11 protein-coding genes and 1 riboswitch are annotated in these 12,033 nt (G+C 71.7%); of the genes, 3 read left to right on the top strand and 8 right to left on the bottom strand.

Annotation, left to right across the window (positions count from 1 at the left end):
* Window positions 1-11 precede the first annotated feature (11 nt).
* Complete coding sequence (locus tag J2851_RS06825) at window positions 12-752, top strand: cobalt-precorrin-6A reductase (protein ID WP_209765170.1); 741 nt, start codon at window positions 12-14, stop codon at window positions 750-752.
* Between the two features lie 158 nt (window positions 753-910).
* Here the strand turns inward: J2851_RS06825 and cobJ are convergent, their stop codons facing one another.
* From cobJ to J2851_RS06785, 8 genes are all read right to left on the bottom strand, one after another.
* On the bottom strand, window positions 911-1,675 hold the full coding sequence (cobJ, locus tag J2851_RS06820; RefSeq protein WP_209765169.1) for a precorrin-3B C(17)-methyltransferase: 765 nt from the start codon (window positions 1,673-1,675) through the stop codon (window positions 911-913).
* Window positions 1,672-2,412, bottom strand: coding sequence for a precorrin-2 C(20)-methyltransferase (locus tag J2851_RS06815; protein ID WP_209765167.1), 741 nt, complete (start codon window positions 2,410-2,412; stop codon window positions 1,672-1,674). The genes cobJ and J2851_RS06815 overlap by 4 nt, the downstream gene beginning before the upstream one ends.
* A complete protein-coding gene (locus J2851_RS06810; RefSeq protein WP_209765165.1) occupies window positions 2,409-3,047 on the bottom strand; it encodes a precorrin-8X methylmutase in 639 nt (212 codons plus the stop codon). The genes J2851_RS06815 and J2851_RS06810 overlap by 4 nt, the downstream gene beginning before the upstream one ends.
* Window positions 3,040-4,404, bottom strand: coding sequence for a precorrin-3B synthase (gene cobG / locus J2851_RS06805; protein WP_209765163.1), 1,365 nt, complete (start codon window positions 4,402-4,404; stop codon window positions 3,040-3,042). The genes J2851_RS06810 and cobG overlap by 8 nt, the downstream gene beginning before the upstream one ends.
* Window positions 4,401-7,787, bottom strand: coding sequence for a cobaltochelatase subunit CobN (gene cobN, locus J2851_RS06800; RefSeq protein WP_209765162.1), 3,387 nt, complete (start codon window positions 7,785-7,787; stop codon window positions 4,401-4,403). The genes cobG and cobN overlap by 4 nt, the downstream gene beginning before the upstream one ends.
* Before the next feature lie 161 nt (window positions 7,788-7,948).
* On the bottom strand, window positions 7,949-9,001 hold the full coding sequence (cobW, locus tag J2851_RS06795) for a cobalamin biosynthesis protein CobW (RefSeq protein WP_209765161.1): 1,053 nt from the start codon (window positions 8,999-9,001) through the stop codon (window positions 7,949-7,951).
* Window positions 9,002-9,026: 25 nt separating this feature from the next.
* Window positions 9,027-9,755, bottom strand: a complete 729-nt coding sequence (locus J2851_RS06790; RefSeq protein WP_209765160.1) for a CbtA family protein — start codon at window positions 9,753-9,755, stop codon at window positions 9,027-9,029.
* Window positions 9,756-9,765: 10 nt separating this feature from the next.
* Window positions 9,766-9,954, bottom strand: coding sequence for a CbtB domain-containing protein (locus J2851_RS06785; protein WP_209765159.1), 189 nt, complete (start codon window positions 9,952-9,954; stop codon window positions 9,766-9,768).
* A 39-nt stretch (window positions 9,955-9,993) separates the two neighbouring features.
* Window positions 9,994-10,226, bottom strand: a riboswitch (cobalamin riboswitch).
* A gap of 281 nt (window positions 10,227-10,507) precedes the next feature.
* Here J2851_RS06785 and J2851_RS06780 point away from each other — a divergent pair.
* Both J2851_RS06780 and J2851_RS06775 read left to right on the top strand, forming a co-directional pair.
* A complete protein-coding gene (locus J2851_RS06780) occupies window positions 10,508-11,272 on the top strand; it encodes an ABC transporter ATP-binding protein (RefSeq protein WP_209765158.1) in 765 nt (254 codons plus the stop codon).
* Window positions 11,265-12,011, top strand: a complete 747-nt coding sequence (locus J2851_RS06775) for an ABC transporter ATP-binding protein (RefSeq protein WP_209765157.1) — start codon at window positions 11,265-11,267, stop codon at window positions 12,009-12,011. Before J2851_RS06780 ends, J2851_RS06775 begins: the two co-directional genes overlap by 8 nt.
* Window positions 12,012-12,033 lie beyond the last annotated feature (22 nt).

The following is a 12,033-nucleotide window of genomic DNA, read 5'->3' as shown; positions in this document are numbered from 1 at the left end:
GGGATTTCCATATGAAGGCGCTGATTCTGGGTGGCACGACGGAGGCCACGGCGCTCGCCCGCCTGCTCGTTGGCCATCCGGCCATCGCGGCGACCGTGTCGCTGGCCGGGCGCACCAAGCAGCCGGTGCTGCCGCCCTTGCCGACGCGCATCGGCGGCTTCGGCGGTGTGGACGGGCTCGTGGAGCACCTCGCCGCGAACGGCATCCAGGCGGTGGTGGACGCGACGCACCCCTTCGCCGACCAGATCTCCGCCAACGCGGCGGCGGCTTGCGCGCGGGCCGGGGTCCCGCTGCTGGTGCTGACCCGCAAGCCCTGGGCGCCGGGCCCAAGCGACCGCTGGATCGGCGTGCCGGACATGGATGCTGCGGCCGAGGCTCTGCGCCCGCTGGGCGGCACCGTCTTCCTGACCATCGGACGGCAGGAGGTCGCCGTGTTCGAGGCAGTTCCGGACAAGACCTACCTGATCCGCGCCGTCGACCCGCCGGAGCCTGCGCCGACCCTGCGCCACACGCTGATCCTCGACCGCGGCCCCTTCACGCTGGACGGCGAACTGGCCCTGCTGGAGGAGCACCGCGTCGACGTGATCGTCAGCAAGAACAGCGGCGGCACGGCGACCGAAGCGAAGCTGGAGGCCGCAAGGCGAAAGGGCGTCCCCGTGGTGATGGTGGAGCGGCCGCCCGGCAACGGCGTGCCGGAGGTGCACGACGCGCCCGCCGCGTTGCGTTGGCTGGAGGGGTTGGCGGCTGGGTGAGGGCGAAGGTTGACGGAGAGCGTGGTCGCGTTGGGCCCCCCTCCCAACCTCCCCCCACTTCGCGGGGGGAGGGGCTTTGGTCGCGGAGCGGCGGAGTTCCCTCCCTCGCCGAAGGTGGGGGAGGGTTAGGGTGGGGGCCCAGTGCGACCACGAAATCTTCACGCCCGCACCCCATAGCTGCGCGGGGTGTACACCCACGGCTGCGCGTCCTGGCGCGGCACAAGGCGGGTGTGCGAGGCGCCGATGATGACGCAGGTGCGCATGTCCGCCTGCGCGGCGTCCACGGTTCCAAGCGTCGTCACGATCAGCGCCTCGTCCGGGCGGCCGACGGCCTGGGCCAGGATCACCGGCGTGTCCGGCGCCCGGACCTCGCGCAACGCATCGAACGCGGCGCCCAGCTGCCAGGGGCGGGCGCGGCTGATCGGGTTGTAGAGCGCGATGACGAAGTCCGCCTCCGCCGCCAGCCGCAGGCGCTTCAGCACCACGTCCCAGGGCTTCAGGTTGTCGGACAGCGAGATCGCGCAGAAATCATGCCCCAGCGGAGCCCCGGCCCGCGCGGCGGCGGCCTGCATGGCGGAGATGCCGGGATCGACCCGCAACGGCACGCGGTGCCAGACCTCCGGCGCGGCCGGGTCGTCCAGCGCCTCGAACACGGCGGCGGCCATGGCGAAGACGCCGGGATCGCCGCCGGACACCACAGCCACCCGGCGCCCTTCCGACGCCAGTTGCAGGGCATGGCGGGCGCGGTCCAGCTCCACCCGGTTGTCCGACGCGTGGCGAACCTGCGGCCCCGGCGGCACGCGGTCCACATAGGGCTTGTAGCCGACGAGGTCCGTCGCCTCCGCCAGATCGCGCCGCGCCTCCGGCGTCAGCCAGTCCTCGGTCCCCGGGCCAAGGCCCACGACCTTCAGCCAACCAGTCATCGCCGCAGCCCCTCGCCGGGAATGACGATCTGCGAGAAGTAGGGCGCGACCTCCGGGGCCTCCGTGAAGGGCATCACGCGCTGGTTCTCCATGCTCGCGCGCTCGATGTACCAGGCGCGGTCGGCCAGCCCAGCGGCGATCACGGCGCGGCGCACCTTCGGCAGGTTCTGGCCCAACTTCATGACGACCGCGGCGTCGGCGTTGCGCAGGGCCTGGACCAGCGCCTCCTCCCCCAGCGTGCCGGGGATCACCGACAGCACGTCGTCGCGCAGCGTCAGCGGGCGCGGCAGCAGCGAGGCGCTGCACATCATGGAGGTCACGCCCGGCACCACCTCCGTCGGGAAGCGGGAGGCGAGCCGCAGGAACAGATGCATGAAGCTGCCGTAGAAGAAGGCGTCCCCTTCGTTCAGCGCGGCGACGGAGCGCCCGGCGGCCAGATGCCCGGCCAGCCGTTCCGCGGACTCGTCGAAGAAGGCTTCGATCTGGCGGCCGTAGTCGGGGTGGCTCGGCGGCAGTTCCACCGTCACCGGGTAGACCATCGGCAGCTCGACATGCTCCGCCGTGATGCAGTCGGCGGCGATGCGGCGCGCTTGGCCGGAGGTTCCGCGCTTGCAGAAATAGGCGACCACCGGGCAGGCCTTGATGGTGCGGATGGCGCGGACGGTCATCAGGTCCGGGTCGCCGGGGCCGACGCTGACGCCGTAGAGCTTGCCGGTGGTTTGGATTTCGCTGGTCATTCGACGTCGCTCGCCAGGGCGTTGACCGCCGCCGCCGCCATGGCGCTGCCGCCACGCCGGCCGCGGATGGCCAGGAAGGGAATGCCGTAGGAGTGTTCGGCCAGCGCGTCCTTGCTCTCGGCCGCACCGACAAAGCCCACGGGGAAGCCCAGGATGGCGGCGGGCTTCGGCGCGCCGTCGCGGATCATCTCCAACAGCTTGAACAGGGCGGTGGGCGCGTTGCCGATGGCGACGACAGAGCCCTCCAGCCGGGGCCGCCACAGCTCCAGCGCGGCGGCGGAGCGGGTGTTGTCCACCTGTTTGGCGAGGTCCGGGACGGCGGGGTCGCGCAGCGTGCAGATCACCGCGTTGTCCGCCGGCAGGCGCGCCCGTGTGATGCCGTGCGCCACCATCTCGCTGTCGCAGAGGATCGGCGCGCCATTGCGCAGGGCTTTGCGCGCGGCCGTGCCGACGTCCGGCGAGAACATCAGGTCGCCCGCCGCGTCCACCATGCCGCAGGCGTGGATCACGCGCACGGCGACCGGCTTCAGGTCGTCGGGCAGCGCCGACAGGTCGGCCTCCGCCCGGATGGTGGCGAAGGACTGGCGGTAGATGGCCGCTCCATCGCGGATGTAGTCGTAAAGCGGCTCAGTCACGGGACAACTCCTCGACAGTAAGACCGGCTACGGCGTCCACCGCCTCGGCCGGGGTTAGGCCGGTGCGCCAGCCGGCGGCGCCGGGGGCGGCGTTCAGCGCGGCATCGTAGACGCCGTCGCGCGCCGTCAGCGTGACATCAGCCGCCTGGGGGTGCGCGCAGCCCTTCGCGCAGCCGGAGACATGCACCATCCGGACCCTCTCCAGCAACCCCGCTGCACGCGCCGCGATGGCGAGGCCGTCCGCGTGCGTGTCCGTGGTGCCGACGTCGCATCCGGTGATCCCGCTGCAGGCCGTGACCTTCAGCCGTGGATCCGCGGGATCGAGGATGCCGCCTAGGGCTTCGGCGGTCTCTGTGGCGGCGTTATTGGCGTCCACCAGAAGGAGGGCGCGCCAGGGGGTGAGGCGGACCTCATTGGCTTGGGCGGCCAGCGCTGCCAATTGGTCGCAGGTCAGGCGCCCGAAGGGGAAGGCGACACCGAGCCAGGTGGGATGGGGGCCGAGGAAGGTGCGGGGCTGGTGCACTTGCCCCCACCCTAACCCTCCCCCGCTTCGCAGGGGAGGGGACATCTCCCTCCCTTGCGAAGCGGGGGAGGGAAGGGGCCCATGCGCAGCATGGGAAGGGTGGGGGCAAGCCGCCGCGACCCGTTCACGCACCGCCTCGACCCCCACCGCCGTCACCAGCCCCGCCATGCGCCGCGGCGGCTCCGCCAATGCCGCGCGCAGGTCCAGGAACGCCCGCGCCACAGCCGCCGCGACCTCCACCAACTCCTCCGGCCGGCAGAAGCCCAGCAAGGCGGAGCCCTCCGCCGTGCCGCCCAGCCCGACGCGGAAGCGCGGCCCGTCCTCCGTCGCCACGGCGTCGAAGCGCACGTCGGCGCTGCTGTCGGACAGCGGAGCCCGGCCGCCGCCGTCCACCAGCCAGTTGAACTTGACGGGCAGCGGGTGCAGCGCCCGGTCGGCCGCCAGCCGGGCGTCCAGAGCCAGCGCGTACGGGCGTACGTCCAGCACGGCCGTGTCGTCCAGACCGGCGGTGGGAGAGGCCAGCACGTTGCGCACCGCCTCGCTCTCCGCGTCGGCGGAGACGTAGCCGAGCGCGCGCAGCTCCTCAATCAGGGCAACCATCCCATCCGCCCGCACGCCGCGCAGTTGCAGGTTGCCGCGCTGGCTGAGGTCGATCAGGCCGTTGCCGAATTGGTGCCCGAGCGCCGCGATGCGCAGCGCGGCGGCGCTCGGCAGCACGCCGGCCGGCACGCGCACGCGGACCAGCAGGCCGTCGCCGACCGCCATTGGCGCCAGCACGCCCGGGCAGGTGCCGCGGCGGCGTGGGGCATTGCGAGGGGGCGTCTGGTCCGTCATGCGACCGTCTCCTTGCGACGGCGCAGGTCCTCGCCGGTGGAATTGCGGCGGGGGTGCCACAGGCCGCGGTCCATCGCGTCGGTCAGCCGGTCCAGGATATGCCCCGCAGCGGCCGGGTTGGACTGCGCCAGGAAGTCCCACACGCTCTGGTCCTCGATGTACGCGTCGAACAGCTGGTCGAAGTGGTGCGAACGTACGGCCGCCGTGGTCGCGGCGAAGGCGTACAGGGTGTCGACGCTCGCCGCCAGTTCCGCCGCCCCGCGGTAGCCGTGGCGCATCATGCCGGCGATCCAGCGCGGGTTCGCTGCCCGGCCGCGCAGGACGCGGGTGATCTCCTCCGCCAGGGTGCGGACGGTCGGCGCCTCCGGCTCCGAGCTGTCGAGGTGATAGAGCGCCGGGTCGTTGTCGGCCAGCGCGGCGGCGGCGGAGAAGCCGCCCTCATACTGCATGAAGCCGTCGGTGGAGAGCACGTCGTGCTCCCGCTGGTCCTGGTGGTGGACCAGCGCGTCGGCCTCGCCGACGCGGCGGCGGAACAGGGCGGGCAGGGGCAGGCCGTCCAGGTCCTTGCCGTAGGCGTGGCAGCTGCCCTCCAGGTAGGCGGCGCCGAAGTCGGCGCGCGAGGTCCAGTCGCCGCGCGCGATCATGCCGGACAGGGCGGTGCCGTAGACTCCAGGGGCGGAACCGAAGACGCGCGCGGCGGCCCAGCGTTCCGCCGTGCCGGACGGTGTGCCGCCGGCCTCCAGCGCGGCGCGGTCGGCGCGGGCGGCGGCGGCGACCGGGTTGACGTCGTCGGGCTCATCCTCCGCGATCACGGCGCGGACGGCTTGGTCGAACAGAGCGATCTGCTGCGGGAAGACGTCGCGGAACAGGCCGGAGATGCGCAGCGTCACGTCCACGCGCGGCCGGCCGAGCACGCTGGCCGGCATCACCTCGAAGCCGATCACCCGGCCGGACCCGTTCTCCCACAGCGGGCGCACGCCCAGCAGGGCCATGGCCTGGGCCAGCTCGTCGCCGCCGGTGCGCATGGTCGGCGTGCCCCAGCAGTCGACCACCAGCCGCTTCGGCCAGTCGCCATGGTCCTGGAGGTAGCGGGTGATCAGCGCGTCCGCCGCCTGCCAGCCGAGCGTCCAGGCGGTCGGCGTCGGCACCCCGCGCGGGTCCAGCGCGTAGAGGTTCCGCCCCGTGGGCAGCGTGTCGGCGCGCCCGCGCGCCGGGGAGCCGCCGGGGCCGGGCTTCACGAAACGGCCGTCCAGCCCGGCCAACAAGGCGGTCATTTCGGCTTCGCCGCAGGCGTCCAGCCGCCCGGCGGCTTCCTTGGGATCGCCGGAGCGGGCCACGGCGGCGAGCAGGCGGGCGCGCCGTTCCGGCTCCGGCGTGGTGCCGAAGACGTGCAGGCCGTCGCGGATCTGAAGCTCCTTGATGTCGCAGAGCTGCGCGTCCAGCCGGTTCAGGATGGTGTCCGGGTCGTCGTCCGGGTTCAGGTTGCAGTCCGCTGCAAGCCCGGAGGTCCAGGCCAGGTCCAGGATGGTCTCGCGCAGCGTGCCGAGGCGGCGCGGGTCGAGGCCGGTGGCTTGGCTGTACTCGTCGATGGCCTGCTCCAGCGCCGCGAGGTCGCCGTGCAGCCCGGCCTCCACCGGGGGCGGGGTCAGGTGGCCGATCAGGACGGCGCCCAGCCGGCGGCGCGCCTGCACGCCCTCGCCGGGGTTGTTGACGATGAAGGGATAGAGGCAGGGCAGCGGGCCGGCGACGATCTCCGGCCAGCAGCCCGCCGACAGGGCAACCGCCTTGCCGGGCAGCCACTCCAGCGTGCCGTGCGCGCCGACCTGGACCAGCGCGTGGATGCCGAACGCGTGGCGGAACCAGAGGTGGAAGGCGAGATAGCCGTGGCTGGGCGGCGTTTCCGGGTCGTGGTGCTGCTGGGTGGTCAGGGGGCCGTGGCCGCGGCTCGGCTGCACCGCCACGACCGCGTTGCCGCAGGTCAGCACGCGGAAGCGGAAGGCGCCGTCCACCGCCAGCGGGTCGGCCTCCTCCGCGCCCCAGGTCGCGGCGATGCGGGCGCGGGCGTCGGGCGGGGCAAGGTGGCGGTAGTCGTCCAGGCCGAGGGACACCGTGGATTCGCCGGTCAAGGCGGCCATCAGCGATGCGCCCGCATCCGGAATGGCATCGACGGCGTAACCCTCGTTGCGCAGCCGGTCCATGATGGCGACAACGCTCGCCGGCGTGTCGAGGCCGACCGCGTGGCCGATGCCGCCGCCCGGCCCCGGATAGTCGGACAGCACCAGCGCCAGCCGCCGCTCCGCGCGCGGCGTGGCGGCCAAGCGCACCCAGGCCCGCGCGAGGTCGGCGGCGAAGGCGACGCGGTCGGGCACTGGGCGGATCAGGGTGGGGGCGAACTCCAGGGCGGGGTCGGTCTCCCCCTCCGCCTTGAAGGCGATGGCGCGGGTCAGGATGCGGCCGTCCATCTCCGGCAGCACCACATTCATGGCGAGGTCGGACGGCCCCAGCCCGCGTGACGAGGCGCGCCAGCCGTCCTCCGGCGTGGTGGACAGGATGGCCTGCAACACCGGCGTGCCGTTGGCCTCCAGCGGCGACCCGTCCTCCCGCGCGGCGGAGAAGCCGGTGAGGTTCATCACCACGGCGGCGTTGCGCGCCGTCAGGGTGGCGCGCATCCAGGCGGCGCAGTCCGGCTCCTTCAGGCTCGCCACGAACAGGGGCAGGGGCGACAGGCCGCGGTCGGCCAGCGCGTCGCACAGCGCGTGCACCGGCTCCAGGTCGCTGGCCAGCAGGTGGGAGCGGTAGAAGACGACCGGGGCGACCGGTCCCTGGGCCGCTCCGCTCCACCCCTCATAGACGCCGAAGCGCGGCACGGGCGCCGGTTCACGCCAGGGCGTCTCCCGGCCGGCCAGGGTGGCGGCGAAGGCCAGGAGGTGGACCATGTTGTCCGGCCCGCCCTCGGTGAAATAGCGCCACAGGCGTTGCGCGGAGTCCTTCGGAATGGTGCCGTAGCCGTCCAGGCTCGGGTTCGGCTGGGCGCAGCCCGGCAACACGGCGAGGGCGACGCCGGATTCGCGGCACGCCGCCGCGACGTGGTCGAGGCCGTAGCGCCAATAGCCGGCCCCGCCGAGCAGCCGGACCATCACGAACTTGGCCTTGCGGATGACGGAGTCGACGTAGAGGTCCACCGACAGCGGGTGGCCCAGCCGAGCGAGGTTCGCCAGACGGAGGCTTGGCAACCGGTCGCGGTTGCGCTTGTGCGCGGCGGCGAGCGCCGTCAGGTCGCTGTCGGAAAAGGACAGCACCACCAGCTCCGCCGGGGTCTGCCCCAGGTCCACGGCCTGGGGACCGGCGTCGAGATCTTCCTGGCGGGCGGCGAGCAGGTGCATGACTGAGGAACTTTGCGAAAACGCCAACAATCCCCTCTCCCCTCTGGGGAGAGGGTTAGGGTGAGGGGGCCTCGCATTGGCTGCGCTTTTGGTCCCCCGGCATCCCCCTCACCCCGACCCTCTCCCCAGAGGGGAGAGGGAGATTGGGGCGGGAGAAGTGCCTAACCGATCGCCGCGACCACGGCGTCGCGGTCCAGGCCGGTCTCGCCGATCACCACCAGACGGCTGCGGCGCGGCTCGTCGGCTTTCCAGAAGCGGTCGAAATGGGTCTGGATGCGGGTGCCGACGCCCTGGACCAACAGGCGCATGGGCTTGCCCGGCACGTCGATGAAGCCCTTCAGGCGCAGCACGCCGTGCGTGGCCGCGACCCGCTCCAGCACCGTCGCCAGGGCCGCCGGGTCGGGCTGGGGGCCGAGTTCCACGACGAAGCTGGTGAAATCGTCGTGGTCGTGCCCCTCTTCCTCGTCGTGGTGGCTCGGGCGGGCGGCGAGGTCGTCCTCCGCGGCGGCGCCGACGCCCAGCAGGACCATCGGGTCGACCTTGCCGTTCGACGCGCGAAGGATCTTCGGCTGCCGGGTGACGCCACCCTCGGCCATGGCGCCGCGGATCAGGTCCTCGACCTTCGCCAGATCGGCGGCGTCCACGAGGTCGGTCTTGTTGACCACGATCAGGTCGGCGCAGAGAAGCTGGTCCTCGAACACCTCCTCGACCGGGGTCTCATGGTCCAGCTGCCCGGCGTCCGCAGCTTGGGCGGCCAGCGCCGCGGGATCGGGGGCGAAGCGGCCCTCCGCCGCCGCGGCGGCGTCCACCACGGCGACCACCCCGTCCACGGTCACCCGCGTCTTGATGGCCGGCCAGTGGAAGGCCTGGACCAGCGGCTTCGGCAGGGCGAGGCCGCTGGTCTCGATGATGATGTGTTCCGGCGGCTCGGGCCGGGCCAGCAGCTTCTCGATGGCCGGGACGAAGTCGTCGGCGACGGTGCAGCACAGGCAGCCGTTCGCCAGCTCGATGACGTCGTCGTCGGTGCAGGTCGGGTTGCCGCAGGCGCGCAGGATCTCGCCGTCGATCCCGACGTCGCCGAACTCGTTGATGATCAGCGCCAGCCGCCGCCCCGCGGCCTGCTCCAGCAGGCTGCGGATCAGCGTCGTCTTTCCGGCCCCGAGGAAGCCGGTGATGACGGTGGCGGGGGTCTTACCAGAAAGGCCGGTCTTCATCGGCCGTCTCCCAACAGAGGAAAAATCAGCGGCGGGCTGGCATGACCCGCTGCATCAGGGCGCCGCAGGCGCTGCCCAGCGCCGCCCAGAACAGGGCGGCCACGCCGATGGACAGCACGGCGAAGCGCGCCGCCATCTCCGGCGGAACGACGCCTTCCGGGCTTTCCGGATGCGGCGCGCCGATGACGTGGGGCAAGGCGGCCAGCACGACGCCCGCGGCGATCACGAAGCGGTTCTTCGCGAATCCCAGGGCCAGCAGCCCGCCGGCCGCGCAGAGTGCGGCGGCGATCCACCAGGCTTGGCGAGCCTCCAGCGCCGCACCGCCCATGCCCGGCAGCTCGGGCGGCAGGCCGACGGCCGGGGCCAGCGCGAAGGCGATGAAGCCGCCGATGCCCCAGACGAGGCCGCGCCGGGCGTCCACCGGAGCCCCGACCAGCAGCATGGTCCCGGCCAGCAGCAGGCCGTAGGCCACGCCCACCAGCAGGTTCGCCACCACGGTCAGGCCGACGCGCTGGAACGCCTCCGCGGTGGTCACCGCTTCCGCCGGGGCGGGGGCGCTGTGAGCATGGCCCGCTTGGTTGTGCGCGTGCTCCGCGTTCGCCGCGGGCGCGGCAACGGGCGCCGGGACGGTCTCGTACCGTTCGGCTTCGAGGATCAGCGGGACAGTGGTCACCTGCTGAACGACGGACGCGGCCGTGCCGGAGAGCACGCCCGCGACCACGGCGGCCAGAAACAGCCGCCGGAACAGCGTCATGGAGAGACGCTCAGTGGCAGGGGAAGGCGAAGGAGTGACGGCCGTCGTGGGCGGCGTCGTGGATGGCCTGCGGCTGGGCGAAGCCGACGCCGAACAGGATGAAGGCGCCCAGCAGCATCGCGCCGAAGGCGGCGGCGACGGTCTGGAGCGACGTCGTCGAAGAGGAACGGACGCCAGCGTTCAGGGGGGTATTCAGCATGATAACGGTTCCCTTCTCCGCCACACCCGGCGGGTTGGATTGGTCGTGGGTCCGGTGGCAGGTTTCCTGGCTTGCGGGTCATCGTTTCGCCTCCCGCCTTCCCGGCCCGTGCGCGACGTGAATCGCAGGCCAGTGGCTTATCGGGAGGGAAGCTCGCCGCTTACAGTTGCGGGGGCAGCCGCGGCGTTGGACCCCCATCCGAGGTCCGCACCGCATTCCCTATTATCCCCGCGCCTTTGCGGCGGCGGGGCACCATCGGACGCGCAGAATTGCAGGCCGGCCCCGATTTGGCAAGCGGCAAAGCGGCTTGGATCCGCCGGTGAAAGACTGTTTCGGGAGTGCATTCGGTTTATGTGTCGGACAGGGGCGACACGCTGTCCGGAATCCTGACACCGCCGGCGGGATGCCGCCCATCGGTCCCGTGGCCGATCATCAGTGCTTTCAACGCTTTGCTGGCCGCGCGAACATTTGGCACGCCGCATGCATTTGGATGGCCAAAACACGAAGCCCCGCGGCGACGGGGCGGTTCCGACAGGGAGGGCACAGGGCAACGATGAGCCAGGACGTCATTCTCGAAGCGCGCGGACTCTCCAAGGAGTTCAAAGGCTTCATCGCGGTGAAGGAGGTGAACCTCCAGGTCCGCCGCGGCACCATCCACGCGCTGATCGGCCCGAACGGGGCGGGCAAGAGCACGGTGTTCAACCTGCTCACCAAGTTCCTGACGCCCACCCGCGGCCAGATCGTCTACAAGGGCCGTGACATCACCGCCATGAAGCCGGCCGACGTGGCCCTGCTCGGCCTCGTCCGCTCCTTCCAGATCTCGGCGGTGTTCCCGCATCTCTCGGTGCTGGAGAATGTCCGGGTGGCCTTGCAGCGCCCGCTCGGCACCAGCTTCCACTTCTGGAAGCCCGAATCGAGCCTGCACGGATTGCGCGACCGCGCCATGGAGCTGATCGAGGCGGTGAACCTCACTCCCTGGGCCAACCACACCGCCGCCGAGCTGCCCTATGGGCGCAAGCGCGCGCTGGAGATCGCCACCACCCTGGCGCTCGACCCGGAGGTGATGCTGCTGGACGAACCGCTGGCCGGCATGGGCCACGAGGACATCGAGCGCACCGCGGCACTGATCAAGCGCGTGTCGGCCGACCGCACCATCCTGATGGTGGAGCACAACCTGTCGGTCGTCGCCCACCTGTCCGACACCATCACCGTGCTCCGCCGCGGCGAGATCCTGGCGGAGGGGCCATACGACGTCGTATCGCGCAACCCGCAGGTGATGGAAGCCTACATGGGCACCGGTGAGGTGGGTCATGCCTGACGCCGTCATGACCAAGACCAACGCCGCCCAGGGCGCCGGTTCGGCGATGCTGGAGGTACGCGATCTCCACGGCTTCTATGGTGAGAGCCACGTGCTGCACGGCGTGTCGCTCGACGTGCGCCAGGGCGAGGTGGTGACCCTGCTCGGCCGCAACGGCGCCGGAAAGACCTCCACCATGCGGGCCATCATGGGGATCATGGGCAAGCGCACCGGCTCCATCCGCTTCCAGGGGCAGCAGCTGATCGGCATGGCCCAGCACAAGATTCCGCGCCTCGGCATCGGCTACGTGCCGGAGGAGCGCGGCATCTTCTCCTCCCTCAGCGTGGACGAGAACCTGACGCTGCCGCCGGTGGTGAAGCCGGGCGGCATGACCGTGCCGCAGATCTACGAGCTGTTCCCCAACCTCCAGGGCCGCGGCTCCACGCAGGGCACGCGCCTGTCGGGCGGCGAGCAGCAGATGCTGGCGATCGGCCGCATCCTGCGCACCGGCGCCAACCTGATCCTGCTGGACGAGCCGACCGAGGGTCTCGCCCCGGTCATCATCGAGCAGATCGGCGTGGCGGTGCGGGCGTTGAAGGCGCGCGGCTTCACCATCGTGCTGGTGGAGCAGAACTTCCGCTTCGCCGCGACCATCGCCGACCGGCACTATGTGATGGAGGAGGGGCATGTCGTCGACATGATCCCCAACGACCAACTTGCCCAGAACATGGACAAGCTGCACACCTATCTCGGGGTGTGAGTGTTGGGTTGCGCTGCGCTCC

The sequence above is a fragment of the Azospirillum rugosum genome (assembly GCF_017876155.1).
GTDB lineage: Bacteria > Pseudomonadota > Alphaproteobacteria > Azospirillales > Azospirillaceae > Azospirillum > Azospirillum rugosum.
The sequence above is the reverse complement of the archived record's forward strand: the minus strand, read 5'-3'. Positions and strand labels throughout refer to the sequence as shown.

Bases quoted from the DNA above. Each gene is read 5' to 3' on its own strand.
- J2851_RS06775 (WP_209765157.1), top strand. From the start codon at position 11,265: ATGCCTGACGCCGTCATGACCAAGACCAACGCCGCCCAGGGCGCCGGT.
- cobJ (WP_209765169.1), bottom strand. From the start codon at position 1,675: ATGACTGGTTGGCTGAAGGTCGTGGGCCTTGGCCCGGGGACCGAGGAC.
- J2851_RS06825 (WP_209765170.1), top strand. From the start codon at position 12: ATGAAGGCGCTGATTCTGGGTGGCACGACGGAGGCCACGGCGCTCGCC.
- J2851_RS06780 (WP_209765158.1), top strand. From the start codon at position 10,508: ATGAGCCAGGACGTCATTCTCGAAGCGCGCGGACTCTCCAAGGAGTTC.
- cobN (WP_209765162.1), bottom strand. From the start codon at position 7,787: ATGCACCTGCTCGCCGCCCGCCAGGAAGATCTCGACGCCGGTCCCCAG.
- J2851_RS06785 (WP_209765159.1), bottom strand. From the start codon at position 9,954: ATGCTGAATACCCCCCTGAACGCTGGCGTCCGTTCCTCTTCGACGACG.
- cobW (WP_209765161.1), bottom strand. From the start codon at position 9,001: ATGAAGACCGGCCTTTCTGGTAAGACCCCCGCCACCGTCATCACCGGC.
- J2851_RS06790 (WP_209765160.1), bottom strand. From the start codon at position 9,755: ATGACGCTGTTCCGGCGGCTGTTTCTGGCCGCCGTGGTCGCGGGCGTG.
- cobG (WP_209765163.1), bottom strand. From the start codon at position 4,404: ATGACGGACCAGACGCCCCCTCGCAATGCCCCACGCCGCCGCGGCACC.
- J2851_RS06815 (WP_209765167.1), bottom strand. From the start codon at position 2,412: ATGACCAGCGAAATCCAAACCACCGGCAAGCTCTACGGCGTCAGCGTC.